This window comes from Streptomyces aureus (assembly GCF_001418135.1).
Lineage (GTDB): Bacteria > Actinomycetota > Actinomycetes > Streptomycetales > Streptomycetaceae > Streptomyces > Streptomyces aureus_A.
The window spans coordinates 1-24961 of the sequence record NZ_LIPQ01000018.1; the positions used below are offsets into that span (position 1 = coordinate 1).

At 71.2% G+C, this 24961-nt stretch carries 22 protein-coding genes and 1 pseudogene; 15 read left to right on the top strand and 8 right to left on the bottom strand.

Features of this window, described 5'->3' with window-relative positions:
• Positions 1 to 30: 30 nt before the first annotated feature.
• Entirely contained in the window at positions 31 to 1146 is a 1116-nt protein-coding gene (locus tag AOK00_RS02100) for an asparaginase (protein ID WP_055598609.1), read from the bottom strand.
• Between the two features lie 118 nt (positions 1147 to 1264).
• Here AOK00_RS02100 and AOK00_RS02105 point away from each other — a divergent pair, with 118 nt between their 5' ends.
• The 8 genes from AOK00_RS02105 to AOK00_RS39605 all read left to right on the top strand — a co-directional run bounded on the left by AOK00_RS02105 (position 1265) and on the right by AOK00_RS39605 (position 7347).
• Positions 1265 to 1729, top strand: a complete 465-nt coding sequence (locus AOK00_RS02105; protein WP_055598610.1) for an Lrp/AsnC family transcriptional regulator — start codon at positions 1265 to 1267, stop codon at positions 1727 to 1729.
• 249 nt (positions 1730 to 1978) lie between these two features.
• Positions 1979 to 2782: an endonuclease I family protein gene (locus AOK00_RS02110; protein ID WP_055598611.1), complete on the top strand. Its 804-nt coding sequence runs from the start codon at positions 1979 to 1981 to the stop codon at positions 2780 to 2782.
• Positions 2783 to 3143: 361 nt separating this feature from the next.
• Entirely contained in the window at positions 3144 to 3674 is a 531-nt protein-coding gene (gene ectA / locus AOK00_RS02115; protein ID WP_055598612.1) for a diaminobutyrate acetyltransferase, read from the top strand.
• 52 nt (positions 3675 to 3726) lie between these two features.
• A complete protein-coding gene (ectB, locus tag AOK00_RS02120) occupies positions 3727 to 4998 on the top strand; it encodes a diaminobutyrate--2-oxoglutarate transaminase (protein WP_055598613.1) in 1272 nt (423 codons plus the stop codon).
• A gap of 80 nt (positions 4999 to 5078) precedes the next feature.
• Positions 5079 to 5495 (top strand): ectoine synthase, encoded by a 417-nt coding sequence (locus tag AOK00_RS02125; RefSeq protein ID WP_055598614.1) that lies wholly within the window; start codon positions 5079 to 5081, stop codon positions 5493 to 5495.
• 48 nt (positions 5496 to 5543) lie between these two features.
• Complete coding sequence (gene thpD / locus AOK00_RS02130; RefSeq protein WP_055598615.1) at positions 5544 to 6440, top strand: ectoine hydroxylase; 897 nt, start codon at positions 5544 to 5546, stop codon at positions 6438 to 6440.
• 371 nt (positions 6441 to 6811) lie between these two features.
• A complete protein-coding gene (locus AOK00_RS38900) occupies positions 6812 to 6970 on the top strand; it encodes a hypothetical protein (protein WP_159041670.1) in 159 nt (52 codons plus the stop codon).
• Positions 6971 to 6987: 17 nt separating this feature from the next.
• A complete protein-coding gene (locus AOK00_RS39605; protein WP_055598616.1) occupies positions 6988 to 7347 on the top strand; it encodes an ABC transporter permease subunit in 360 nt (119 codons plus the stop codon).
• A gap of 255 nt (positions 7348 to 7602) precedes the next feature.
• Here AOK00_RS39605 and AOK00_RS02140 read toward each other — a convergent pair whose 3' ends face one another.
• Entirely contained in the window at positions 7603 to 8475 is an 873-nt protein-coding gene (locus AOK00_RS02140) for an RNA polymerase sigma factor SigF (protein WP_055598617.1), read from the bottom strand.
• A 189-nt stretch (positions 8476 to 8664) separates the two neighbouring features.
• On the opposite strand from AOK00_RS02140, the gene AOK00_RS36625 reads away from it, so the two are divergent.
• The 4 genes and pseudogenes from AOK00_RS36625 to AOK00_RS02160 all read left to right on the top strand — a co-directional run bounded on the left by AOK00_RS36625 (position 8665) and on the right by AOK00_RS02160 (position 11269).
• Positions 8665 to 9090 carry an ATP-binding protein gene (locus AOK00_RS36625; protein ID WP_216822229.1) on the top strand — a complete coding sequence of 142 codons (426 nt, stop codon included), beginning with the start codon at positions 8665 to 8667 and terminating at the stop codon, positions 9088 to 9090.
• A 76-nt stretch (positions 9091 to 9166) separates the two neighbouring features.
• Positions 9167 to 9970 (top strand): N-formylglutamate amidohydrolase, encoded by an 804-nt coding sequence (locus tag AOK00_RS02150; protein ID WP_055598618.1) that lies wholly within the window; start codon positions 9167 to 9169, stop codon positions 9968 to 9970.
• Between the two features lie 139 nt (positions 9971 to 10109).
• Positions 10110 to 10342: pseudogene (locus tag AOK00_RS02155) on the top strand (flavodoxin family protein); the annotation flags it as partial.
• A gap of 210 nt (positions 10343 to 10552) precedes the next feature.
• The gene (locus AOK00_RS02160) at positions 10553 to 11269 is read left to right on the top strand and encodes a flavodoxin family protein (protein WP_055598620.1); all 717 of its coding nucleotides are present in this window, start codon (positions 10553 to 10555) and stop codon (positions 11267 to 11269) included.
• A gap of 204 nt (positions 11270 to 11473) precedes the next feature.
• Here AOK00_RS02160 and AOK00_RS36630 read toward each other — a convergent pair whose 3' ends face one another.
• A complete protein-coding gene (locus AOK00_RS36630; protein WP_437441376.1) occupies positions 11474 to 11623 on the bottom strand; it encodes a pirin in 150 nt (49 codons plus the stop codon).
• 218 nt (positions 11624 to 11841) lie between these two features.
• Between AOK00_RS36630 and AOK00_RS02165 the strand changes: the two genes are divergently transcribed.
• Entirely contained in the window at positions 11842 to 13644 is a 1803-nt protein-coding gene (locus AOK00_RS02165; protein ID WP_055598621.1) for an ABC transporter ATP-binding protein, read from the top strand.
• 260 nt (positions 13645 to 13904) lie between these two features.
• Here AOK00_RS02165 and AOK00_RS02170 read toward each other — a convergent pair whose 3' ends face one another.
• Both AOK00_RS02170 and AOK00_RS02175 read right to left on the bottom strand, forming a co-directional pair.
• Entirely contained in the window at positions 13905 to 15143 is a 1239-nt protein-coding gene (locus tag AOK00_RS02170; protein ID WP_079041795.1) for a DUF418 domain-containing protein, read from the bottom strand.
• A 139-nt stretch (positions 15144 to 15282) separates the two neighbouring features.
• A complete protein-coding gene (locus tag AOK00_RS02175; RefSeq protein ID WP_367870021.1) occupies positions 15283 to 15720 on the bottom strand; it encodes a hypothetical protein in 438 nt (145 codons plus the stop codon).
• A 471-nt stretch (positions 15721 to 16191) separates the two neighbouring features.
• On the opposite strand from AOK00_RS02175, the gene AOK00_RS02180 reads away from it, so the two are divergent.
• Together AOK00_RS02180 and AOK00_RS02185 are read left to right on the top strand one after the other, a co-directional pair.
• Complete coding sequence (locus AOK00_RS02180; protein ID WP_055598639.1) at positions 16192 to 16818, top strand: response regulator transcription factor; 627 nt, start codon at positions 16192 to 16194, stop codon at positions 16816 to 16818.
• Positions 16815 to 17936: a sensor histidine kinase gene (locus tag AOK00_RS02185; RefSeq protein WP_055598623.1), complete on the top strand. Its 1122-nt coding sequence runs from the start codon at positions 16815 to 16817 to the stop codon at positions 17934 to 17936. The genes AOK00_RS02180 and AOK00_RS02185 overlap by 4 nt, the downstream gene beginning before the upstream one ends.
• A 117-nt stretch (positions 17937 to 18053) precedes the next feature.
• Here the strand turns inward: AOK00_RS02185 and AOK00_RS02190 are convergent, their stop codons facing one another.
• The 3 genes from AOK00_RS02190 to AOK00_RS02200 form a co-directional block, all read right to left on the bottom strand.
• Positions 18054 to 20678: an RICIN domain-containing protein gene (locus AOK00_RS02190; protein ID WP_055598624.1), complete on the bottom strand. Its 2625-nt coding sequence runs from the start codon at positions 20676 to 20678 to the stop codon at positions 18054 to 18056.
• A gap of 40 nt (positions 20679 to 20718) precedes the next feature.
• Positions 20719 to 23082, bottom strand: coding sequence for a non-reducing end alpha-L-arabinofuranosidase family hydrolase (locus tag AOK00_RS02195; RefSeq protein ID WP_055598625.1), 2364 nt, complete (start codon positions 23080 to 23082; stop codon positions 20719 to 20721).
• A gap of 279 nt (positions 23083 to 23361) precedes the next feature.
• Positions 23362 to 24912: a sigma-70 family RNA polymerase sigma factor gene (locus AOK00_RS02200; RefSeq protein ID WP_055598626.1), complete on the bottom strand. Its 1551-nt coding sequence runs from the start codon at positions 24910 to 24912 to the stop codon at positions 23362 to 23364.
• Positions 24913 to 24961: the final 49 nt, after the last annotated feature.

The following is a 24961-nucleotide window of genomic DNA, read 5'->3' on the forward strand; positions in this document are numbered from 1 at the left end:
CCGCGAGCCGGGGTTCTGGGGTGCGCCGGGTCAGGCGCGGGCGGCGACGGCCGAGGCCGAGCGGGAGCCGCCGGTGGCGAGGGCCGGTTCCGCTCGGACGGGCCCGTCGAGGAGGCGCCGCAGCAGGGCGGTGCTGCGGACGGGGTCGCCGCCGCCGTTGCCGCCTTCGGCCAGGAGCGTCGCGAGGAGCGCGATCCGTGCCTGCGCGGCGCGGAGCGTGCCGGTGAGCAGGGCTCCGGCGGCGACGAGGTCGACGGCCCCGCCGCCGGTGTAGATCTCGGCGAGCGGCCCGGCGGGGACACGGGTGGTCACGGCGACCAGGACGCCCTGGGCGACGGCGTCGGCCACGGCTGCGGCGATCTCGGGAGTGGCGTTGCCCGCGCCGGTGGCGACGAGGACGATGCCCCGGGCGCCGGCGCCGACGGCCGCGTTCAGGAGGAAGGGATCGCCGTCGGAGTGGTGCGTGACGATGGCGACCCGGGGCAGTGGGACGGCGTCGGGGACCTCGGGGTCCGCCTTGTCCGCGGCGGCGGGCAGCGGCAGCGGCGTCGGGCGCTCCGGCTGCCGCTCGATGTCGACGCGGGAGAAGCCGACGCGCCCCAGGCGCTCGGCCGAGGGGTCGGAGAAGGCGTCGGCGGCGAGCGTCTGGGTCTTGACGGTGCCGCGGGCGGCGTGGACGCGTCCGTCGAAGACGACGAGGACACCGAGGTCGCTGACCGAGGAGGCGACCTGGAGCGCGTCGTACAGGTTGCCGGGGCCGTCCCCGTCGCCGGTGCCGAAGGGGCGCTGGGCGCCGGTGAGGACGACCGGGCGGGCGTCGGCGTGGTGGAGGTCCAGGAAGAAGGCGGTCTCTTCGAGGGTGTCGGTGCCGTGGGTGATCACGATGCCGTCGACGCCGGGGTCGGCGAGGGTCTCGTGGACGGTCCGCAGCAGGGCGAGCTGGTGCGCCGCGGTCATGCGGGAGCTGTTGACGTTGAAGAGGTCGACGACCTCGACGGTGACGCCCTCGGGAAGCGGGGCGGTGGCCAGCACGTCGTCGCCGGAGGCGTCGGCGGCGTAACCGGTGCCCTGCCAGCGGCTGGCGATCGTGCCGCCCGTGCTGATGACGACGATCCGGCGCGCTCCCCCGTCGTTCGTCCGCTTCATGCCTGCCGTCCTTACTCCGTACCGAAATCGCCCTGCGTCGCAACGATAGGACAGAAGGCGCGCAAGACGATTGCGAAATGATCCGCTGTACCGTTTCGCCGTGGTAGATAATTGCGCCATGGACCGAATCGATCTCCACATCTTGCGCGAGCTTCAGAACGACGGCCGGCTGAGCAACCAGGAGCTGGCCCAGCGGGTGGGGCTCAGCCCGTCACCCTGTCTGCGCCGGGTCCGTCAGCTGGAGCAGGACGGGGTGATCCAGGGGTACCGGGCGATCATCGATCCGGAGGCGGTGGGGCGCGGCTTCGAGGTGCTCGTCTCGGTGGAGGTGCGGCGGGACCGGGAGACGGTGGAGGCCTTCGAGGAGGCGCTCCAGGACGTGCCGGACGTCATCGAGGCGTACCGGCTGTTCGGGAGCCCCGGCTGTCTGCTGCGGATCGCGGTCGCCGATCTCGCGGCGTACGAGCGGTTGTGGATCGAGCGGCTGACGACCCTCACCGGGGTCACCGAGGTCAACTCGCAGATCATCATGAAGCGCGTCAAGGAGCCGAAGGGGATGCCGGTGGACGTTCGGGGCACCTGAGGACGTCCGGGGCGTCCGAAGGCCTCGGGCCGCCCGGACCCGACGGGTTCGAGCCCTCCGACGAGCCCTGGAGGGGCCCTCGTCTCGGCCATATGCAAACTCGTCATGGAACAGCCTTCTCCTCGTTACATGACAGGTACCTGCCGTGTGCCACTCTCCCGGTGACACGAAGTCAACACGCGTAGACAGCGGAGTCGTCGAGCCGACGCCCGTCGTCCCACGCGTACCGTCCCCGGGAAAGGGCCCCCCATGTCCGTTGTGCGGATCGGCAGATGGAAGGTGTGGGCAGCGGCCGTCGCCGCCACCCTCGTCGGCGTCACGCTCCCCACGGTCGCCGCCACCCCCGCCGGCGCCACCACCACCGCGTACGACAGCACGTACTACAAGAACGCGATCGGCAAGACCGGCACGAGCCTCAAGTCCTCGCTGCACACCATCATCAGCAGCCAGAGCAAGATCTCGTACGACGCGGTCTGGAACGCGCTGAAGGTCACCGACCAGGACCCCGCCAACACCAACAACGTCATCCTGCTCTACAGCGGGACCTCACGGAGCAAGAGCCTCAACGGCGGCGACGTCGGCGACTGGAACCGCGAGCACACCTGGGCCCAGTCCCACGGCAACTTCGGCACCTCGGCCGGCCCCGGCACCGATCTGCACCACCTGCGCGCGGCGGACGTCCAGGTCAACAGCATCCGTGGCAACAAGGACTTCGACAACGGCGGCAGCGCGGTCAGCGGCGCTCCCGGCAGCTACACGGACAGCAACTCGTTCGAGCCGCGCGACGCCGACAAGGGCGACGTGGCCCGGATGATCCTCTACATGGCCGTCCGCTACGAGGGTGACGACGCCTGGGCCGACCTGGAGCCCAACGAGTCGACCACCAACGGCAGCGTCCGCTTCCACGGCCGCCTCTCGGTCCTGAAGCAGTGGAACGAGCAGGACCCGCCGAGCGCCTTCGAGGAACGTCGCAACGACGTCATCCACAACACCTACCAGGGCAACCGCAACCCGTTCATCGACCACCCGGAGTGGGTCGAGGCGATCTGGTAGACCGCCACAGCGGTGAATGGAGCCGGGCCGGGGTCGTCGCACCCGGCCCGGCTTCGGCACGTTCCGGGCCGGGCACGTCGGGCGCCGTTCACGGACGAGCCTCTACGCCTGACCACTGAGACCGCCTTCAAACGTCAAATGGCGGATGTTCTCACGCTCTTGGCGCGAAGGAAGGATGCACTCCAGAGGCGTTACCCATCCGTTATAAACGGTCATTTCGTCCCGTTTCAAGTGCCTTTTCCGTGCGGCGTGGCACACATTTCCACCCCGGAGGCCGTCGACCCATTTATCACGGACCGGTGTCCACAACAACCCCTCCGGACCAGGAAGTTCCGAGATCCACTCGGTAGCTTCGGCGCCCATGACCCCGTTGACCACTGACCGTACGACCACGACTCCCCGCACCACCCCCCCGACGATCGCGGACGGCGCCGAGCTCTGGCGGATCGCACGCGGCTCGGGCGAGCTCGACCTCAACTCGCCGTACAGCTATCTGCTGTGGTGCCGCGACTTCGCCGGCACGACCACGGTCGCCCGTGACACCTCCGGACGCCCGATCGGCTTCGTGACCGGCTATCTGCGCCCCGACGAGCCGGAGACCCTCTTCGTCTGGCAGATCGCCGTCGAGGGTTCGCATCGCGGAAGCGGGGTAGCCGGGACCCTGCTCGACGCTCTGTCCGCGCAGGTCGCGGCCGAGCACGGGATCAGCCGGATCGAGGCGACCGTCACCCCGGGAAACCTCGCCTCCGACCGGCTGTTCCGTTCGTTCGCACGCCGACATGGCGCGGAGGTGACGCAGGAGGTCCTGTTCCCGGCCGCCGCGTTCCCCGCGGCGGGCCACGAGTCCGAGGTGCTGTACCGCATCGGCCCCCTCGGCCCGCCGGCCTCCTGAGCCGTCGGCCGCGCACGCAACACCCCCGAACAACACTCTGGAGAAGAGTTTCGTGACCCTGACCGACATCGCCACGCCCTCCGTCTTCGAGACCGTCGAATCGGAGGTCCGCAGCTACTGCCGCGCCTGGCCCGTCGTGTTCGAACGCGCCAGTGGCAGCAGGCTGTACGACGAGCAGGGGCGTCCGTACCTCGACTTCTTCGCCGGCGCCGGCTCGCTGAACTACGGCCACAACAATCCCGTGCTCAAGCGGGCCCTCCTCGAATACCTCGGCAACGACGGCATCACCCACGGCCTCGACATGTCGACCACCGCCAAACGCGACTTCCTGGAGACCTTCCACACCACGGTCCTGGAGCCCCGCGCCCTGCCCTACAAGGTGATGTTCCCCGGCCCCACCGGCACCAACGCCGTGGAGGCGGCGCTGAAGCTCGCCCGGAAGGTCACCGGGCGGCAGACCGTCGTCTCCTTCACCAACGCGTTCCACGGCATGTCGCTCGGCTCGCTCGCCGTCACCGGCAACGCCGCCAAGCGCGCCGGCGCGGGCGTCCCGCTGCCGCACGCCATCCGCATGCCCTTCGACGACTACCTCGACGGGCAGCTCCCCGACTTCCTCTGGTTCGAGCGGCTCCTCAACGACGCCGGCTCCGGCCTCGACCACCCGGCGGCCGTGATCGTCGAGACCGTCCAGGGCGAGGGCGGCATCAACGTCGCACGGGCCGAGTGGCTGCGTGCGCTCGCGGACCTCTGCCGCCGGCACGAGATGCTCCTCATCGTCGACGACGTCCAGATGGGCTGCGGCCGCACCGGCGACTTCTTCTCCTTCGAGGAGGCGGGCATCACGCCCGACATCGTCACCCTCTCCAAGTCCATCAGCGGCTACGGCCTGCCCATGGCCCTCTGCCTGTTCCGGCCGGAGCTCGACGTCTGGCAGCCCGGCGAGCACAACGGGACCTTCCGCGGCAACAACCCCGCCTTCGTGACCGCCACGGCCGCCCTCGACGCCTACTGGCGCGACGGCGCCCTGCGCGGGCGCACCCTGAGCCGGGCGGACCGGGTGGAGCGCGCCCTCCTCGACCTGTGCGGGGGCGACGGGCGCACCGGCCTGTCCGTCCGCGGCCGGGGACTCGTGTGGGGCCTGGAGTTCGCCGACGGGGAGCGCGCCGAGGCCGTGTGCCGGCGCGCCTTCGAGACCGGCCTCCTGGTCGAGACGTCGGGCCCGAACGGTGAGGTGGTCAAGCTGCTGCCGCCGCTGACCGCGACGGACGACGAACTCGACGAGGGCCTCGGGATCCTGGCCCGCTCCGTCCGCCACACCGCCTGACCCCTCTCCCGACCCCACGTTCCGACGGCCGGCCGACAGCCGGCCCGATGACCCGATGACCCGAAAGGCAGTCGTACCCCATGATCGTCCGTACCTTCGACGAGCTGGAGAACACCGAGCGGCACGTGAGGTCCGCCTCGGGCACCTGGGAGAGCAAGCGCATCGTCCTGGCCCGTGAGCGGGTCGGCTTCTCCCTCCACGAGACGGTGCTGTACGCCGGTACCGAGACCGCCATGTGGTACGCGAACCACGTCGAGGCCGTCGTCTGCACGGCCGGCGAGGCCGAGCTCACCGACCACGAGACGGGCCGCACGTACACGATCGTGCCCGGAACGATGTATCTGCTCGACGGGCACGAGCGCCACACCCTCAAGGTCAAGGCCGACTTCCGCTGCCTGTGCGTCTTCAACCCGCCCGTGACGGGGCGGGAGGACCACGACGAGAACGGCGTCTACCCGCTGCTGACGGAACCCGAGCCCGCGTCCGACGACGTCTGAGTCCGGCACGCCACCGACACCCCTACGCGAAAGGAAGCACGCTCCCTCATGCCCTCCGCACCCACTCGCCCCGTCGACCTCTACCCCACCCGTGGCCCCAAGGAGGAGCTGATCGGCCGCAAGGACCCCGTCGTGTGGTCCGAGCCCGGCACGGCGGGCCCCTTCTGGGCACGTGAACTGGAGGAGTACGACCGCGACGGCTTCGTCACGGTGGACGAGATCGTCACCCCGGACGAGGTCGACGTGCTCAGGGCGGAGCTCGACCGGCTCGTCTCCGATCCCGCCGTGCGGGCGGACGAACGGGCGGTCGTCGAGCCCCGTTCCCAGGAGATACGTTCCGTCTTCGAGGTGCACCGGATGAGCGAGGTCTTCGGCCGGCTCGCCCAGGACCCGCGGATCCTCGGGCGCGCCCGCCAGATCCTCGGCTCCGACGTCTACATCCACCAGTCGCGGGTCAACGTCAAGCCCGGCTTCGGGGCCAGCGGTTTCTACTGGCACTCGGACTTCGAGACCTGGCACGCGGAGGACGGGCTGCCGAGGATGCGGACCGTGTCGGTGTCGATCGCGCTCACGCCGAACCACACCACCAACGGCAGTCTGATGATCATGCCGGGTTCGCACCGCACGTTCCTCGGCTGCGCGGGTGCCACTCCGAAGGACAACTACAAGAGGTCGCTCCAGATGCAGGACGCCGGTACGCCGTCCCACGAGGCGCTGACCACGTTCGCCGACGCCTGCGGCATCCGCCAGTTCACGGGGCCGGCGGGCTCCGCGACCTGGTTCGACTGCAACGCCCTGCACGGGTCGGGCGACAACATCACCCCGTACCCCCGGAGCAATGTGTTCCTCGTCTTCAACAGCGTGGAGAACCAGCCGGAGGCGCCCTTCGCCGCCCCGGTCCGGCGGCCCTCGTTCATCGCCGCACCCTCATCGGATCACGTATGACCGGCTCGCGCGCCTGGACCGACGCGGCTTCCCCGGCAGAACGGCGCTCCTCGGCGGCCTCGCCCTGACCCCTGGGCTCCTTTCGGCCTGAACCCGCACCCAGGCCGGCACGGGCGCGCCCGATGACGACGGCGCGCTCCTGGCGCGGCTGCGGAAACAGGGCTTCGCACGGGTCGGGTTCGCCGGGGAGGCGCCGTACGGCTTCCAGGACGGCGCCTCCCCGGCCGGCCGGGCGCGACCGGGCTTGCGGGACGCCTTCGACTCGGAGCTCCCCAAGATCACCGGATCCCCCGACCGGTTCGTGGACCCCGTGGCCGCTACGGCTTCACCGCACGCGAGGTGCCGCCCCGGTCCCTGCGGACCGCCGACCTGTGCGCCGCGCGAAGGGCGACCCGGCGACGGGCGGCACGGCGGGCACGGTGACGGGCGGCACGGTGACGTGGCACGCCTCGGGACAGGGGGCGGCCGCAATGGCTGAGTTCCTCCCCGTGCTCCGCCGGGCACTGCCCCGGCTCGGCGAGGGCTCCTGACCACGGTCGAGGCCACGGTGCTCGGCGCCGCGCTCGCCCTGCTCCTCTCGTGCACGCTCGGCCTGCTGTCCCGGTCGGCGCGACTGCCGGTCCGCGGGGCGGTGCGGGTCGTCGTGGAGTTCTTCCGGGGCACCTCGCTGTACGTGCAGCTCTTCCGGCTGTTCTTCGCACTGCCGATGGTCGGCTTCCGGCTGGAACCCCTGGCCTGCGGCGTGCTCGCGCTCGGCCTCAACTTCAGGGCGTACGGCTCCGAGGTCGTACGGGGCGCGGTGACCGCGGTCCCCCGCGCTCAGACCGAGGCGGCGATCACGCTCGGGATGGGCCCTGCGCTGCGGCTGCGGCGGGGCGTCCTGCCGCAGGCGCACGCCGTCTCATAGTGGCGCCGTTCAAGAACCTGCTCGTCCAGCTGCTCAAGGCGACGCCGCTGCCCTCCCTGGTCACGGTCCCGGATCTCACCTTCCGGATCGACCAGTTGCGCTCCTCGACGGCCGCGACGGCGGCCTCGTACCTGCTGCTCCTGGGGCTCTACTTCGGCATGGCCGTGGTCCTGGGGTCCGGTGGGCCCCATGGGTCCGGTGACGCGCGGCCCGGCGCCGGCCGGGCCGCTCGTTCCTCTCGGCCCGGCAGCCCTCTCAGCCCTCACCACCGTCCTCGACCATGCCGTCCCGCAACCGGTCCAGGTTTCGGGCGAGCAACCGCGAGACGTGCATCTGCGAGACGCCGAGCCGCTCGCCGATCTGCGTCTGGGTGAGCTCCTCCACGAAGCGGAGGTGCAGCAGAAGCCGGTCGCGGGGGGCGAGGGCCTCCACGAGCGGGGCGAGGGTGTGGAACTCCTCGAAGAGGGCGAGCGCCGGGTCCTCCTCGCCGATGAGATCGGCCAGGGCGGCGTCCTCCTCCTCGCTGTCGCCGCCGGCGAGCCTGGCGTCCAGGGACGTGGAGTGGTAGCCGTTGGCGGCGACCTGGGCCTCGACCACCTCGTCCTCGGACAGGTCCATGGCCGGCGCCAGCTCGGAGAGGCGCGGGGCCCGGCCGAGCCGTGAGCTCAGCTCGTCGGTCGCCCTGGCCAGCTCCACCCGCGCCTCCTGGAGGCGGCGCGGGACGTGCACGGCCCAGGTGGTGTCGCGGAAGAAGCGCTTGATCTCGCCCACGATGTACGGCACGGCGAAGGTGGCGAACTCCACCTCGCGCGACAGGTCGAAGCGGTCGATCGCCTTGATCAGGCCGACCATGCCGACCTGGAGGATGTCCTCCCGCTCGTCACCGCGCGCCCGGAACCGCCCCGCCGCGTACACCACGAGCGACATGTTCATCTCGATGAGGGTGTTCCGGACGTACTGGTGCCCCGCGGTGCCCTCCTCCCGAGCCGCCAGTTCACGGAGGAACACCTTCGACAGGGCACGCGCGTCCCGGGGTGGAACCGCGTGCGGGACCTCGGGAAAGGGCAGTTCCTCGCCCACGCCGTTCGTCGCGTACGCCGTCGTCGCCTCGGCCGGATCGGTCCGCACAGGAACAACCTCCTCTGGCTCGCGGTCCGTTCAGCGGTCCCGGTTCACGTACCCCCGCTTCCGAGACGCACTCCTTGTCCGCTCCTGGCCGATTCCGCACGGATGGAAGGCATCACCCCGTCTCGAACGGGCAGACGAAACCCATCACCTACTGAGAAACCGCCCAGAAGAGGAAGAAAGGGATGCGCGATGAAGACCCGGAGCGACACCCGGCGTCCGGCCCCCGGGGCGGACTCGCGCGGCGCCGGGAACGCCGGTTCGCCCCCGGTTTGTTCCCCGGCCCAGGCGCGGCAGCTCGTCCGCCACACCCTCGCCGCGCTCGGCCCCCTGCGGCCCGCCCAGGTCGAGGACCTGCTGCTCGTCACCTCGGAGCTGGTCACGAACGCGCACCGGCACGCGGGCGGCGTCACGGGCTTCGGGATCGGGGTCGGACACGACCGGGTGACGGTGTCCGTGTCCGACGCCAGCGGGGAGGCGCCGCCGTACGAGCGCCGCCGGGGGCTGCGTCCCGGTGGCTACGGCTGGCCGATCGTGCTCCGGCTGTGCCGTGAGGTGACCGTGGACGCGGGACCGGACGGCAAGACCATCCACGCGGCGGTGACGGTCGACCGGTGAGCGGGGGCCGCGCCCGGCGGCACGGCGCGCACCGGGCGCACGCCGCGGCGGGCCCGACCTGTGGAAGGCTGAGCCGATGACCCCACGCTCGTACGACGTCCTCGCCGGCGACCCGGACTCCCCCGTCATCCTCCATGTCCCGCACTCCTCCCGGGTGATACCCCCGGAGGTGCGCGACGGCATCCTGCTCGGCGACGGGGAACTGGCCCGCGAGCTCGACCACATCACCGACGCCCACACGGCGGAGATCGCGGCCGTCGCCGCGGCGGCCGCCGGCGCGACGCCGTGGCAGTTCGTCAACCGGCTGTCCCGGCTGGTCGTCGATCCCGAGCGCTTCCCCGACGAGCGCGAGGAGATGCTGGCCGTCGGGATGGGCGCGGTGTACACGCGGACCACGCACCGGGCCGCGCTCCGCCCCGCCGGCTTCGACCCGGCGCCGCTGATCGACCGGTACTTCACGCCGTACGCCGAGGGCATGGCCGCCGCCGTCGCCGCGCGGCTGGAGGCCACCGGGCGGGCCGTGATCCTCGACGTGCACTCGTACCCGACCGGGCCGCTGCCGTACGAGCTGCACGGCGAGGGGCCCCGCCCGCCGGTCTGCCTCGGTACCGACCCCTTCCACACGCCGCCGCCCCTGCTGGACGCGGCACGGGAGGCGTTCGGCGGGTTCGGGGGCCTGGCGACCGACACGCCCTTCGCGGGGACCTACGTACCGCTGTCGTACTACGGCAGGGATCCGCGGGTCAGCGCGCTCATGATCGAGGTTCGGCGCGATGTCTACATGAGTGAGCCGGGCGGCGCGGCGGGACCGGGGGCGCGGGCGCTCGGGGCGGCCCTGGCGGCGCTCGTCGACGCCGTACCGCCGCACCCGGCGGCGTAAGGAGGGACGGTAGCGCGGGTCCCGGGCGCCTGCTCATGCGTTCGGTCGCTGCCGAGCGACCCCGGGCCGGGGGCCTGCGCGGGCTGGGGGTGGTCCCGGGAGGGGCCGCCCCCCGTGCGTGAGGAGACCGTCGATGACGGTGCCCGATTCCGCCCAGTACCGGCACGACGATCTCAGCGCGCTCTACTTCGACTGCACGCTCAAGCGCTCCCCCGAGGTCAGCGACACCGACGGGCTGATCGAGCGCAGCCGGTCCGTCATGGAGGCGCAGGGCGTGGCGACCTCCCTGGTGCGGGCCGTCGACGTGGACATCTGCCCGCGCTGTACGAGCGGGTGATGGCCGCCGACATCCTCGTGCGGTGCGGGCCGATCTGATTCGGCGACACACGTCATGGTGGTGAGGCCACGCGGGTGATGGGGTGGACGACTTCGTCGGACTCGCGTGGCGTTTCGTCCATTCCGTCCCACGAGGCGAGAGAGTGGACGGGATGTTCGGTCGGCCCGACCGGAGCCCTATCGACGTCGGCAACCGGGCGTGTTTCGCCGCCCGACCCGCCCACTCGTCCGCAGGGGAACGCATCCATGACCGACACTGGCACGTCCTACCGTGGTCTCCGGGCCCTGGTGATCAATTGCACGCTCAAGCGTTCGCCGGAGCGGAGCCACACGCAGGGGCTGATCGACATCAGTAGCGGGATCATGGAGCGCCAGGGCGTCGAGGTCGAGGTGCTGCGAGCGGTGGATATCGACATCGCCACCGGGGTGTGGCCCGACATGACGGAGCACGGCTGGGAGACCGACGAGTGGCCCGTCATCTACTCGAAGGTGATGGCCGCGGACATCCTTACCTTGGCTGGACCTGTATGGCTGGGGGACAACTCTTCCGTCATGAAGAAGGTGATCGAGCGTCTGTACGCCTGCTCGTCGATCCTCAACGAGCGCGGCCAGTACGCCTACTACGGTCGTGTGGGCGGCTGCCTGATCACCGGCAACGAGGACGGCGCGAAGCACTGCGCGATGAACGTCCTCTACAGCCTGCAGCACCTCGGATACGTCATTCCGCCGCAGGCGGACGCGGGCTGGGTCGGGGAGGCCGGCCCGGGCCCGTCGTACCTCGACCCCGGCTCCGGCGGGCCGGACAACGACTTCACGAACCGCAACACGACCTTCATGACCTGGAACCAGCTCCACCTGGCGAGGATGCTCAAGGACACCGGTGGCATCCCGGCCCACGGAAACCAGCGCTCCGAGTGGGACGCCGGCTGCCGGTTCGACTTCGAGAACCCCGAGCACCGTTGAGCGCGGGCCGGATCGGTCGGAGGTCCGGCGGCCTGTGGTCTCGGTGGCGGCCCACCTTGGTGGAGAAGGGGTAGAGCGGGGGCAGGAGGGCGGCGGCGAGGACGGTCCAGAGCGCGGTGTGGGTGCCGACGTGGGTGGCGAGAAGGCCGGCGATGAGCCTGCCGAGCGGCATCGCGCCCCAGGAGACGAACCGACCCCGCGCCTTCAGCCGGGTCGGTGGGCCTCCGGCGCGTCGAGGCGATCGCCGTCGTAGCCGACCACCTCGCCGAACCGGTCGGAGGTCATCCGGTCGTCCCTCGCCCTGCGGATCTCCTCGTCCGTACGGCCCACGCAGTTCCACCACATCACGATCAACGCACCTCACCTTCCAGCCACTCGGCGGGGGTCCGCCCGACGACCTTCGGATGGTCGAAGAGACGTCCCGCCTTGCAGGCTGGGGCGTGACACGCCGTACGCACGAGCACGAGCTCGACATCTCACACCGGTTCACCGGCCGGTGCGGCGGACCGTCGTGACGCCGGCTACGGGGCGTTCGCCCGGCCATGGCGGCAGACCACCTGGAGAGGATTCTTGTGAACACCGCATCCGCCCCGGAGACGACGGGTGCCGAGTCCCCGCGCGTCCGCGAGACGCTCAAGGCACTGTACGGGTATGTCCGACCGCACCGGTGGAACGTCGTACTCGGTCTGCTGTTGGCGCTGGTCGGGTCCGCCGGAGGGCTGCTGCAGCCGCTGGCCACGAAGGCGCTGGTCGACCGGCTCTCGTCCGGTGGCACGCTCGCCACCCTTCTGCTGGCGCTGACCGTGCTGGTGCTGCTGAGCACGGTGGCCGAGGCGTTCGGTGCCTATGTGCTGGAGCGGACGGCGGAGTCGGTGGTCCTGGCCGCCCGCCGCAGCCTGATCGGCCGGCTGCTGCGGTTGCGCCTCGCGGAGGTGGACCGGATGCAGCCGGGCGATCTGATGTCACGGGTGACGTCCGACACCACGCTGCTGCGGGCCGTCAGCACCCAGGCGGTGGTCAACGCCGCGACCGGGGCGCTGACGTTGATCGCGGCGGTCGTGGTGATGGCGTTCCTGGACGCCGTCCTGGTCGGCGTCGCACTCGTCGTGGTCGCGGTCGTCGGCGCGGGCGCCGCCTGTGTGATGCCGAAGATCGGGCAGGCCGCTGAGCGTTCCCAGGCCGCGGTCGGGGACATGTCCACCGGCCTGGAGCGGGTCTTCGGTGCGTTCCGCACCGTGAAGGCGTCCGGCGCCGAGGAGCGGGAGACCGCCCGCGTCGAGGCGTCGGCCGGGCGGGCGTGGCGCCACGGCGTGCGCGGCGCGAAGTGGGAGGCCTTGCTCGGGACGGCGGACAACCTCGCCGTCGAGCTGGCGTTCCTCGCCGTGCTCGCGGTCGGCGGGGCGCGGGTGGCGTCCGGGGACATCCCCGTCTCCACGCTCATCGCCTTTCTGCTGTACCTGTTCTACCTGATGGAGCCGGTGTACAAGCTGGTCGAGGCCGCCTCCGCGTACCAGGAGGGCGCGGCCGCGATCTCCCGGATCAAGGAGGTGGACCGCCTCGCGGCGGAGCCGCCGACCACGCCGCAGCCCGCGCGGGCCCAGCCTTCGGCAGCCGTACGGCGCCCGGCGTCGGTCCGCTTCGAGGAGGTGTCCTTCCGCTACGGGCCGGGGCTGCCGCCCCTCCACCAGCAAGTGGACTTCGACGTGCCGGGCGCCGGGATGACGGCCTTCGTGGGGCCTTCGGGTGCGGGCAAGTCGACGGTCTTCTCCCTCATCGAGCGGTTCTACGAGGCGAGTGGCGGCCGGATCCTGGTGGACGGCAAGGACATACGCCAGTGGCCGCTGCCGGAGCTGCGGTCCGCCATCGGGTACGTCGAGCAGGACGCGCCGGTGCTGGCCGGCACCCTGCGGGAGAACCTGGTCTTCAGCGCGCCCGGCGCGACGGACGACGACATCCGCGCCGTCCTCGCCCGGACCAGGCTCGACACGCTCGTCGAGCGTCTCCCGCAGGGTCTGGACACCCTGGTCGGGCACCGCGGCTCGAAGCTGTCCGGCGGCGAACGCCAGCGCGTCGCGATCGCCCGGGCACTGCTGCGCAGGCCCCGGCTGCTGCTCCTGGACGAGGCCACCTCGCAGCTCGACGCCGTCAACGAGCTGGCGCTGCGCGACGTCATCGCCGAGACGGCACGCGAGACCACCGTCCTGGTGGTGGCACACCGCCTGTCGACGGTCACGGACGCCGAGCGCGTCGTCGTCATGGACGCCGGCACGGTCCGCGCGATCGGCACCCATGAGGAACTGCTGAACAGGGACGAGCTCTACGCACAGCTGGCCGCGACCCAGCTCCTGATCCCGGCGGGGCGCTCCGGCGGGTAGGTCGGGTGTCCCACCGGCTGCCCCCGCCGCACGGCGGAGCGGAGGTGCACGCCGAGACCACGAGGAGTGCCACGCCTGATCGAGCGGGAGTCCGGTCGGCGGCGTGCCGACACAGGGCTACGCTGCTGTGCCGTGAGCCGTGACCGGCACGCCCACGCCGGGCACCGCACCCGCAAGGGCTGATGGGAACAGCCACTTGCGGGTCACGTGGATCGGCGCCGCCGGGACGGGCCGTGCGGGCCGACCGTCCCGGCCCGGCCTCATCGGATGTGCTTCGCCGGCCTGGTGACGGCGTTGAGCAACGCCTCCAGCGGTCCGCGGCGGAAGAATCGGGACCAGCCCGCGGCGAACGCGATCGCTCCGAGGACGAACAGGAGCACGGGGATCCAGGACGTCTGGCTGCTTTCGCCGGCGGATATGCCGAGCATGGACTGGGCGAGGAAGTGACCGACGTAGGCCGTCAGGGACATGGTGCCCACGGCGATGACGGGTTTCGCCAGGCTGCGCAGTCGCGGCAGGCGGTCCATCAGCACCGTCCCGCCCACGAGCACGAGGATGGCGACGCCCACGCTGCCGACGATGTCGAACGTGGTGCCGCTGTGCGGCCCGGCGGACAGCAGTTCCGAGGCCGCCCGCCGGGGGGCCTCGAAGGATCCGCTGCCGAAGGACGACGCCTTCTCGAACCCGGCGGACGACTTCCCGTCCTCCGCCATGCTGCGCAGCGCGTCCTTGCCCGTCAGCAGCAGCGACAGGCCGTAGGCGCCGACGGTCAGAGCGGCACCGAGCGCGGCCAGACGACGCTGGACGGAGACGGCCGACAGGTCGAGGCGGGCCAGCGCCATGCCGGCGACCACGAACGACATCCACGTGATCGTCGGATAGAAGCCGGTGAGCAGCAGGTCGAGCACGCCGACCTCGCTGATCCTCTTGAGCGGGTCGTGGGCGTCGATGGTCTGCTGGACGGACTCGCTGAGCCGCGCGTCCAGGACGAACGCCAGCTGGGGTGTGACGAGCGCGAGCCCGGCAGCGGTGATCGCCAGTGCCTCGGCGGACAGCCGCAGCAGGAGCAGGGCGAGGAGGAAGTAGACACCGTAGAAGCCGAGGATGATCACTCCCCCGTACTCCATCGCCAGCATGGTGCCCAGCGCCAGCAGGACCACGGCGCGGATCGCGATCCGGGCCTTCGCCTGCCGGCCCGCCAGGCCGGTCTTCGGCTCACGGCGCCCGGCGATCAGCATCAGCGAGAACCCGGCGAGGGTGGCGAACAGAACCGACGAATGGCCGTCGGCAAGGTACCGGACCCATCTGGCGACGCCGTCCGTGGCCGACAGCGGCGGGCCGATGTGCACGATGTACATGCCGAACACCGCCAACGCGCGGGCCAGATCCACCCCGACCAGGCGCCCCGTCGATGATCCCCCGGAGAGCTTCCTGGCGGACTCGGTCGAAGTGCGGGTCAGTGGAGGCGAGTTCTCCTGCGGCGGCTGTATCTGTGTCATACGGACAATCTCCGGGCGCCGCCGGGAAGCGGACCATCCGACGGGCTTCGGTGAGACCCCCGCCGACCGGCCGGGACCAGCCCCGCCGAGTGGCGGAACGGCGCCCAGGACGGTTCGCGGGCCCGGACGGCCCGCCGTCCTACTTGATGACGGCGTTGGCCACCACGACCACGAGGCCGAGCAACGCGTCCACCGTGCCGATCCTCACGGCGGAGCCCCAGGTGCGACCGGCGGCGCGGGCCGCGGACAGACCCCAGGCGAACAGCAGCACCACGTTCACGGCGAAGACCACGCACTCGACGTCCTCCGTGGGCCACCATCCCCAGGCGGCGCCGAGCAGCACGCCCAGCGTCGGCACCGTCGCCGCCACCAACGGCCACTCGGACAGCAACAGCCGCACCCCGGCGCGCACACCGTGATGGGTCCGGTCGCCACGCAGGGCCATCAGATGCGCGTAGCCGTGGGCCAACGCCGAGGCGAAGGCCGTCACCAGGAGCCATTGGGCGCTGGTGAACCGGTCGGCGGGCGCCGTCTCACCCTGTTCCGTCAGGGCGGCCACCATGGAACTGGCCAGCACCGCCCCGTACACACCCCCGAAGAGCACACGGGGTCGCGCCGCACAGCGACGCAGAGCGTGGACGGGCTGACGCGGGAACGGGCGGGGCATGACGGGGTCGTCCTCGAACGGTAGGGAAACGGCTGTGGCCCGCGGACTCGTGCGGGCCCATGGACCGACTCCAGCGGACGAGGACGAGGGACACCATCCGCCGTCCTTCGTGCACCTGCCCGCCGACGGTCGGGATGGTCCCCCCGAACGGCTGGAGCCGACCCGCCGGATGTCCACACTCCACGGTCATCGCGCCACCGCGTACCCTGCCGGACGTACTGTCGACGGCAGGCGATCACCGTACGAGAGCGTGGACGCCCCGGTGCGGGTGCCGACACGGATCGCCGAGAGGCCGGACGGAGCAGACGAGTGTGAGGCGGAACGCCGGTGATCCGGGTAGTGGTGGTGGATGACGAGGCCCTGGTGCGGTCCGGTTTCCAGATGATCCTGAACGCGTCCGACGGCATCGAGGTCGTCGCGACCGCGGACGGGGCGCAGGCGGCCGACGTCATCCGGCGCGAGAGGCCGGACGTCGTACTCCTCGACATCCGCATGCCGGACGTGGACGGCCTGACCGTCCTGCGGAAGATCCAGGAACTGGCCGCACCGCCGCACGTCGCCATGCTGACCACCTTCGACACCGACGAGTACATCCTCACCGCGCTGCGGTCGGGTGCCGCCGGCTTCCTGCTCAAGGACACCGAGCCCGAGCAGCTCGCCCAGCTCGTGCGCACCCTGGCCGCCGGCGGGGTGGTGATGTCCCCGAAAGCCTCACGCGCGCTGCTGCGCGGTCACCCTGGAGCGGGAGCACCCCAGGACGCGGAGGTGGCACGGGTGAACCTGCTCAGCGACCGGGAGCGCGCCGTCCTCGTCCTGGTCGCGGAAGGACTGTCCAACGCCGAGATCGGCACCCGTGTCCATCTGAGCGCGGGCACCGTCAAGGACCACGTCAGCTCGATCCTGAACAAGCTGCGGGTCGCCGGCCGTGTCCAGGCCGCACTGCTCGCCGAGCGCGCCGGACTGCTCGGCAGGAACGACGACAACCCGTCGCGGGACGACGGGCGATGAGCACGGGCCGGGCACTGTGGCGGCGCGTACCCCACTGGGCCGTCGACGGGGGTCTCGTCGTCCTCGCCGTGCTCGACGCCTGGATCAACCTCTACGGCGAGGGGACCCCTCTCGTCTGGGCCTGCGTCGCCCTCGGCAGCACGGCGTTGTTCCTGCGCAGGCGCTTCCCGCTCGCCGTCTTCCTGTTCACCCTGCCCATGACCCTGTTCATGGACGTCGCGGTCGCGCCGATCACCGCCCTGTACACACTGGCCGCCTCCACCCGCAACCGACCGATGCTGGCCGGCTGTGCCCTGCTGAACGCGGGGGTGGACACCCTCGTCTGGCCGTTGTCGGACGCGTTCGACGGCGACCGGACATGGACGCTCGTCCAGTTCGTCTACACGCTGGCCACGGCCGTCGCCCCCGTGCTGTTCGGCCAGCTCGTGCAGGCCAGGCACGACGTGGCCCGACAGCTCGTCGAGGTCGAAGAGGCCCGGGAACACGAACGTGCCCTGCACGCCCAGACCGTCCTCGCCAGCGAGCGCGCCCAACTCGCCCGCGAGATGCACGACGTCGTCTCCCACCAGGTCAGCCTCATCGCCGTACAGGCCGGAGCGATGCAGGTGGCCGCCAAGGACCTCGACGCCCGAGAGGCGGCTCGCACCATCCGCACCCTGAGCGCGAACACCCTGGACGAACTCCGTCACATGGTCACCCTGCTCCGCGCCTCGGGCGGCAGGGAAACCGCACTCACCCCCCAGCCCACGCTCGCCGACCTCCAGAAGCTCATCGCCAACAGCGGCATCGAGACCACCCTGGCCGGGGAGCTCCCCGCCGGCATCAGCACCACCGCTCAGCGCACCGTCTACCGTACGGTCCAGGAAGCACTCACCAACGTGCGCAAACACGCCCCCGGCGCCCGCGCCGAGGTACGCCTGTGGCACGACGCACACCACTTCGGCGTCACCGTGACCAACACCGCCCCCACCCGCCCGTCCGTCGCCCTGCCGAGCGCCCACCACGGCCTTGTCGGTCTGAAGGAACGCGCCGAACTGCTCGACGGCATCCTCACCGCCGAATCCACCCCACAGGGCGGGTACAAGGTCGAACTACGAGCCCCCGCCCGGTCCGACTGAGCCGGGCGCGCAAGCAGCCCGCCAGGCGGGTCGGCAGCGGGTCGCCCCTCCGGGTGGAGGCCGTGGCACCTGCCGGGGCCGCAGGCATCGTGCCTGCGGCCCCGCTCGGGGGGAGTGTCAGGACGGGTCGCCGTACTGGAGGCCGCGTCCGTTGGTGCCGACGAAGACGCGCCCGTAGGTGTCGGGGTCACCGGTGATGACGCCGACGCCTCCGATGGCGCCCCACTGGTGGGCGTCGTCGTTGACGCGGAGCCAGGTGGCGCCCTTGTCGGTGGAGCGGAAGACGCCGGTGACGTCCTTGACGGTACCGATCAGATAGAGGGCCTGGTAGGAGGCGCCGGGTGCGGCCTTGCCGAAGCCGAGGGCGGACGCGGACCGCACCGTGGTGAGCGTGGTGAAGGTGCTGCCGCCGTCGGTGGAGTGCAGCAGTCCCTTGGCGCCGCCGGCGATCCACAGGTCCCCGGCGACGCCGGGGACGGCCGTGAGCCGGCCGGCGGGCAGGTTCGTGGCGCGGGCGGTGAAGGTCGCGCCGCCGTCCGTGCTGGCGTGGAGCGTGCCGCCGGCCAGGGAGTAGAAGGTCCTGGCCGAGGAGCGGTCGGCGACGACGACGGCGTCGGTGCCCAGGCCGCGGACCTTGGACCAGCTCGCCCCCTTGTCGGTCGAGCGGTGCGGAGCCTGGCCGGCCTGGGTCCAGACGATGGTGGAGCCGTCCGCCGCGAGCGCGACATGGCCGTCCTGGGCGCCGGTCGCCGGCTCCGCCTTGAAGCCGGTCCAGCTGGTGCCGCCGTCGGTGGAGTATGCGCCGTCCTGCGCGCCGCCACGGCCGACCCGGACCATCATCGAGGGGTTGGCCTGAGCGAAGTCGATGTCGGTGCTGTTGGTCATCATCGGGTTGCTCAGTCGCCCGGCGGGCACCTTGGTCAGGTCTTCGTGGCGGAATCCGCCCTGGTCGCCCATGGCGGTGAGGACGGTGGCGCCGCCCGGTGGGGCGATCGCGTCCATCAGCGCGGTCTCCTCAAGGCCGCGTGCTCCGGCGGTCCAGTGGCTGGTGCCGCCGCTGTCGGTGGCGGTGGCGTCCTTGCTGCGCCAGATGCCGTTGCCGGTGCCGTACAGCACGTGCCCGGAGTCGAAGGGGTCGATGGCCAGGGCGGTCATCCAGTGCCCGGTGTGGGTGCCGACGTAGGGAGCGGCGGAGGCGTTCCGCACCGACTTGTCCGCCAGCGCCTTCCAGGTCGTGCCGCCGTCGGCGGTGCGGTAGATCTCGTCCTCGGGCCACCAGCGGTCGAGGGTGGTGACCATCACCGTGGACGGCTTGCGCGGGTCGACGGCCAGTCCGGAGAAGCCGTAGCTGCCCTGAGAAGGGGAAACGTTCTTCCAGGCCCCGCCGCTCGGCGTGTGCTTCCACACCGAGCCGCCCGTCACGCCGTTGGGTCCGGGGGCGTTGGTGTACGTCAGGTAGAGCGAGCCGTCGCCGGAGAGGACACCGTGCTGCGGGAACTGGCCGGTGGGCTGTCCGGGGACGGCCTGCCAGGTGGTGCCGCCGTCGGTGGAGCGGTACAGGGAGGTGGACTTGTCGGCGACGCCGACGTAGACCGTGTTGCCGCCTGCCGGACCGTACGTCACGAAGGAGATGCCCGCGCCGCTGCTCGCCCCGTCCTTGACGGGGAACGAGGAGACCTGCCGCCATGTCACACCGCTGTCCGTGCTGCGCCACAGGCCGTTCTTGCGGGTGCCCAGCAGTAGGGTGCGGTTGTCCGCGGGGTCGATCACGAGCCGTTCGCCCGCCCCGCGGCCGTCCTCGTTGCCGCCCAGCTTGAAGGGCAGGTCGGTGCGCCGGAAGGTGCGGCCCCGGTCGGTGGAGCGCAGGAGCGCGCCGTTGCCGGCCCACTCGTTGGTGTAGGTGCCCGCCGCGAGGTAGAGCCGGTCGGGGTCGCCGGGGTCGGTGGCCAGCGCGTCGATGCCCAGCAGGTTCCAGTCCTTCTCACCGAGCCAGTCGGTCAGCGGGATCCACTGCTCGGCCGCGCTGTCCCAGCGGTAGGCGCCGCCCATGTCGGTACGCGCGTACAGCAGCCCCTTCTCCCGAGGGTTGAACACAAGCCCGGTGACGTAACCGCCGCCGACCACCTGGGCGTTCCGCCACGTGTACGGTCCGGCCGCGGCCGACTGCGCGTCGGCGACCTTCAGCAGCTTCCACTGCTGGTTGGCGCTGCCCCTGCCGGGATACTGGATGATCGCCGCGCCCTGAGCCGTGGAGCCTCCGGAGACGTCCAGGACCTGGCCGCTCCCGCGGGAGGTGAAGGTGACGGCGCCGGAACCGCTCACCTCGTCGATCCGCCACTCCTGGGAGGCGGAGGAGCTGTCGGTCTGCTGCTCGACGGCAGCCGCCTGTGCGGTCGAATCGCCCGCTATGCCGAGCACTTTGCCGCTGTTGCGGTTCACCAGCTCGTAGTAGCCGTCGCCGGTGGACCGCAGCCGCCACTGCTGGTTGGCGGTGTTCTGGTCGGTCCACTGCTGGATGCGGGTTCCGTCGGCGGTGGAGAAGGCGTTGACGTCCAGGGCCTTGCCGCTGCGCACGGAGATCAGGCGGTAGTAGGCGTTGGCGTCGACGGTCGCGGCCTGCGAGTCCTCCTGGGTGAACAGGAGGTACGGGACGACGGCGGCGGGCACGCCGAGCAGCAGGGCGGTGGCGCTCCAGCGACGACGGTGACGCCCGCGGCGCGCGCCGTTCGTGGGGTTGTTCATGAGGGGGGTGTTCTCCTTGTGTAACCGTGGATCGGGCGGGTCAGCGCTGCAGCGTGAGGACGCCCGGCCGGTACGGCAGTCGGTCGTAGGGGCCACCCGCGGTGCGGGACTTGCCCTGGTAGAGGAACTGCAGGTTGCAGGGGTCGATCGTCATGGTCTGATCGGGGTTGCTGCGGACCACGTCACCGTGGCTGATGTCGTCGGTCCAGGTGGCGCCGCTGTTCGCCCTGCCCGCGAAGGGGTTGCTCTCGGTCGCGGCCTGCGGCGTCCACGAGCCGTTGAGGCTGGTGGCCGTGAACGAGCGGAAGTAGCGGTGCTCGCTCGCGCCCCGGGCCTCGACGATCATGAGGTACTGGTTCTGGCCCTTGACCTTGTAGACCTGGGGCGCCTCGAAGAGGTTCTTCTCCGTGTCGCTCATGACCGTCGTGTACGACGGGCCGAAGCTGCCGGGGAAGTTCCCGATCGGCATGCTCGCCCGGTAGATCTTGCCGTTGTCACCGGCGAAGAACAGGTACATGTTCCGGTCGTCGGCGATCAGGGTCTGGTCGATCGGGCCGGTGCCGGATTCGGTGCGGGGGATGCTGCCGGTGAACAGTGGCTTCGGCGCGGACCAGCCATGGGGGTCGGTGGGGTCGCTGGACGTGCGGTAGCTGAAGGGCGACGCACCCCACTGGTACGCAAGGACCCAGATCTTCTTGGGCGCGAAGTAGAACAACGTGGGCGCCACCGTGTTCTGGCCCATCTTCGTCTGGCCGGCCGACGCCATGTCGGACCAGTGCGTGAAGGGGCTGAACGCCATCGAGCCGTACGAGGTTCCCGACGCGCTCGACGCGTAGACCAGGTGCTTGCCGTTGTGCATGACGTGGGTGAAGTCCTTCACCGCGGCCCATCCGTTCGCCGGCTGGGCGAGGGCGCCCGTCGAGCTCCACTTGTACGTCGAGGGAAGAGCACACGCGCCGCTGCCCGTCGCGGAGGGGGCGGTCCACTTCTGGTTGCCGACCGACGCGCAGGTGTAAAGCTGGATCGTGGTGCCGTTCGCGGTGGCCGCGCCGACGGCGTCGAGGCACAGCCCGGACTGGACGCCGGTGATCGTGCCGTCGGCGTTGATGTCCCACTGCTGGTTGGCGCCGCCGTTGCAGTCCCAGATGATCACCGGGGTGCCGTTGGCGGTTCCGTTGCCCTTGGCGTCCAGGCACTTCTCGCCGTGGACCTTCAGCTGCTTGGCGGCGGTGTGGGTCCAGCGCTGGCCGGCCTGTCCGCCGCAGTCCCAAAGGTGCGCCCGGGTGCCGTTCGCCGTGGCGGAGCCGGGGATGTCGATACAGCGGCCGGAGGCCACACCCTTGATCTCCCCGGCACGGTCGGTCGGCTTGGTCGGCGTGGTGCCGGAGCCGGACGTGAGAGCGTTCATGACGGCGGTGTAGGCGGGCTTGGGCTTGCCGTTCCGGTCGAACAGCAGGGGGCTTTCGCCGCTCCGCCAGGAGTCGCTGTCACGGACGCCCCACACGGTGATGCCGGTGCACCGGGCCACGGACAGGCAGGTGCTGACCGTGTTCGCGTAGTGGGTGGGTGATGCCTGGGCGATGTCCAGCTCGGTGATCTGGACGTCGACGCCCAGGGCGGCGAAGCCGGCCAAGGTGGTCTTGAAGCTCGCCGGCGGGCCGCCCGCCCCGAAGTGGCTCTGGAACCCGACGCAGTCGATGGGCACGCCGCGGGACGTGAAGTCCTTCACCATGCGGTAGACGCCCTGGGTCTTGGCGTCCGACCAGTTCTCGATGTTGTAGTCGTTGTAGCAGAGCTTGGCCGAGGGGTCGGCCGCGCGGGCGGTGCGGAACGCTTCCTCGATGAAGCCGTCGCCCAGCACCTTCTGGAAGACCGAGTCGCGGAGCCGGCCGCCGCCGCCGTCGGCGAACGCCTCGTTGACCACGTCCCAGGCGTAGATCTTGCCCTTGTAGTGGGCCAGTTGGGTGGTGATGTGGTGGTTCATCACGCCGCGCAGCGTCTTCGCGTCGCGGATGGAGCTCACCCAGGAGGGGAGCTGCGAGTGCCAGACCGCGGTGTGGCCGCGGAGGCGCTGGCCGCGTGCCAGGGAACGATCGACGATCCGGTCCGCCGGGCCGAAGTTGAATCTGCCGCGGGACGGTTCGATGGCGTCCCACTTCATCTCGTTCTCCGGGGTGATCATGTTGAACTCCCGGTCGGCGATCGCGGTGTACGCCGAGTCGCCGAGCCGGCCTGCGGCCACAGCCGTGCCGAAGTACCGGCCCGAAGGGGCCGCCTCGGTACCCAGGGCCGCGGCTCCGGCGGAGTTGGGGAGGAGCGTCAGGGCACCGGCGACCACCGCTGCGGCCGACAGTCCTGTCGCCCAGGTACGGCGACGCCGGCGAAGCCGGTGCACGCCCTTCATGCTGTTCCTCGCGGGTCGCGGTTCACATGGGTGCGTTGCGTCATGGGAGGCCTCTCTTCAGGGGGATACGCCAGTGGGGGAAGGTCACCCCTGAAGTGGAGGCCGCCGAACTCGCGGTCGCGTAACAGAAAACTCGCGCCGTCCGGAAGTTCGCTCAGTGACGCATGTCGCAGGCAGAAAGCGTTATGCCGAGCCCCGCGGTTCGGTCGTCCCCGCGGAGGCGGTGCGAGACACCCGACTCACTGCCTGGTGGGAAACGGCCTGGCGCGGGAGCGACTCTCAGGACCAGGTCCGGCGCACGATGAAGGATGCCTGCCCGGCGAAGGTCCGTGTTCCGTCGGAGCCGTCGAGCCAGATGCCTCCGTCACGGTGGCGGAGGACGGAGCCGGGATAGTTGTGCGCGTGCAGGGTCACCGACCCCGCGACCGACCCAGGGCGCGGACAGAAGGTCGCGTCTTCACGGAACAGATCGCTGCCGTCGTCGGTGCTCAGCCGCAGCCGCAGGTAGGAGTGGCGAAGGTACCGGCCGTCCGCGGCGCGGAAGGTGACACACCGTGTGTCGGCCAGACCCGCGATGACCGTGAAGGTGCCCCGGTTGCGGGTCTGCGCGCCGCTGGACGCGGAGACCCGGCCGAGCGTCGCGTGGTCGCCGGTATGGGTGACGAACAGGCCGGGCTCGTCCACGGACTCCAGCGAGCGCGCGCCGAGCGGAACGGTGGCTGCGGCGGCGGGCGGACTCGCGGGGGACGGTTCGTCCGACGTCGTGGTGCGCGACGGGGCCGGCGAGGCGGTGCCGGCCGTGGGGGCGGCGACGACGGCGGGCACCCGAGGCGCCGGTTCGGGCCAGCTCACATAGGTGGCCGTTCCGGCGACGAGCACCGCGCCGGTGGCGAGGCTCACCAACGGGTGAGCGGTGATCGCCGCGAGTTTGCCGGTCAGCGCGACGTGCAGGCCACCTCCCCCCGTCGCGCTGCCGACAGCGACGTGTGCCGCGGCCGGCCCGGCGGCGATCGCGGCGGTACCCGACAGCAGACCCTTGGCGGCGAGCGCGGAGATCAGTCCGGCCGGGACGGCCAGCGTCGCGAGGCCGAGGGGGAGCAGTTCGGCCGGAACCCGTTCCGTCGTCGGCCCCGTGCAGACCGGGCAGCCACGGGTGTGCCGCGCCATGCGCTTGCGCCACACCGATGCGCGCAGGCCGTCCCAGCCGACGACGGCCTCGTCCAGTCGGGGACAGCGCGGGTCGGCCTCCAGCGCGGCGACGATCGTCCTGCACAGTTCCAGCTGCTCGCGCATGCGTTGCAGGCGTACTCCGACGTGGGCGACCGTGAGCCCCGTCGCGGCGGCGATGTCGTCACGGCTCAGCGAACCGGCGCATTCCTGCCACCAGAGCGACAGCAGCACCCGATGATCCGGATCAAGCCACCGGCTGGCTTCGACGACGCGACGGCGCTCGTCCGAGACATGCAGCCGGAGGATCGCCGTGTCCACGGGCTCGGCGCCGGCATCCGGTATCTGGTGCGCCTCGTCGATGGCCGTGGTCCGTTCGGCGAAGGCGTGTCTGCGGTGCAGGTGGGTGTTGATCTGGCGGAGCGTGATCGACACGAGCCAGGACCGGAAGCTCTCGGGGGCGCGCAGGGCAGGCAGGTCACGCACCACCCGCAACAAGGTTTCCTGGACGACGTCGTCGACGTCGGCGTGGCCGCTCAGCGCTCGCCCGACGATGTTGTAGACCAGCGGCAGGTACGCGGCGATCAGCTCCTCGCGCGCCCGGTCGTCACCGGCCTGCGCCGCGACGACCAGCCCCGCGTGGTCCACGTCGATGAGCCCCATTCCCACCCTCTCCAGGGAAGCGGTCCACCGGCGGACGGCGACCGGCCTC

Excerpts from the sequence above, each read along its gene's own strand:
- AOK00_RS02100 (WP_055598609.1), bottom strand. The coding sequence starts at position 1,146 with ATGAAGCGGACGAACGACGGGGGAGCGCGCCGGATCGTCGTCATCAGC.
- AOK00_RS02105 (WP_055598610.1), top strand. The coding sequence starts at position 1,265 with ATGGACCGAATCGATCTCCACATCTTGCGCGAGCTTCAGAACGACGGC.
- AOK00_RS02110 (WP_055598611.1), top strand. The coding sequence starts at position 1,979 with ATGTCCGTTGTGCGGATCGGCAGATGGAAGGTGTGGGCAGCGGCCGTC.
- ectA (WP_055598612.1), top strand. The coding sequence starts at position 3,144 with ATGACCCCGTTGACCACTGACCGTACGACCACGACTCCCCGCACCACC.
- AOK00_RS02125 (WP_055598614.1), top strand. The coding sequence starts at position 5,079 with ATGATCGTCCGTACCTTCGACGAGCTGGAGAACACCGAGCGGCACGTG.
- thpD (WP_055598615.1), top strand. The coding sequence starts at position 5,544 with ATGCCCTCCGCACCCACTCGCCCCGTCGACCTCTACCCCACCCGTGGC.
- AOK00_RS36625 (WP_216822229.1), top strand. The coding sequence starts at position 8,665 with ATGAAGACCCGGAGCGACACCCGGCGTCCGGCCCCCGGGGCGGACTCG.
- AOK00_RS02150 (WP_055598618.1), top strand. The coding sequence starts at position 9,167 with ATGACCCCACGCTCGTACGACGTCCTCGCCGGCGACCCGGACTCCCCC.
- AOK00_RS02160 (WP_055598620.1), top strand. The coding sequence starts at position 10,553 with ATGACCGACACTGGCACGTCCTACCGTGGTCTCCGGGCCCTGGTGATC.
- AOK00_RS02170 (WP_079041795.1), bottom strand. The coding sequence starts at position 15,143 with ATGACACAGATACAGCCGCCGCAGGAGAACTCGCCTCCACTGACCCGC.
- AOK00_RS02180 (WP_055598639.1), top strand. The coding sequence starts at position 16,192 with ATGATCCTGAACGCGTCCGACGGCATCGAGGTCGTCGCGACCGCGGAC.
- AOK00_RS02185 (WP_055598623.1), top strand. The coding sequence starts at position 16,815 with ATGAGCACGGGCCGGGCACTGTGGCGGCGCGTACCCCACTGGGCCGTC.
- AOK00_RS02190 (WP_055598624.1), bottom strand. The coding sequence starts at position 20,678 with ATGAACAACCCCACGAACGGCGCGCGCCGCGGGCGTCACCGTCGTCGC.
- AOK00_RS02195 (WP_055598625.1), bottom strand. The coding sequence starts at position 23,082 with ATGAAGGGCGTGCACCGGCTTCGCCGGCGTCGCCGTACCTGGGCGACA.
- AOK00_RS02200 (WP_055598626.1), bottom strand. The coding sequence starts at position 24,912 with ATGGGGCTCATCGACGTGGACCACGCGGGGCTGGTCGTCGCGGCGCAG.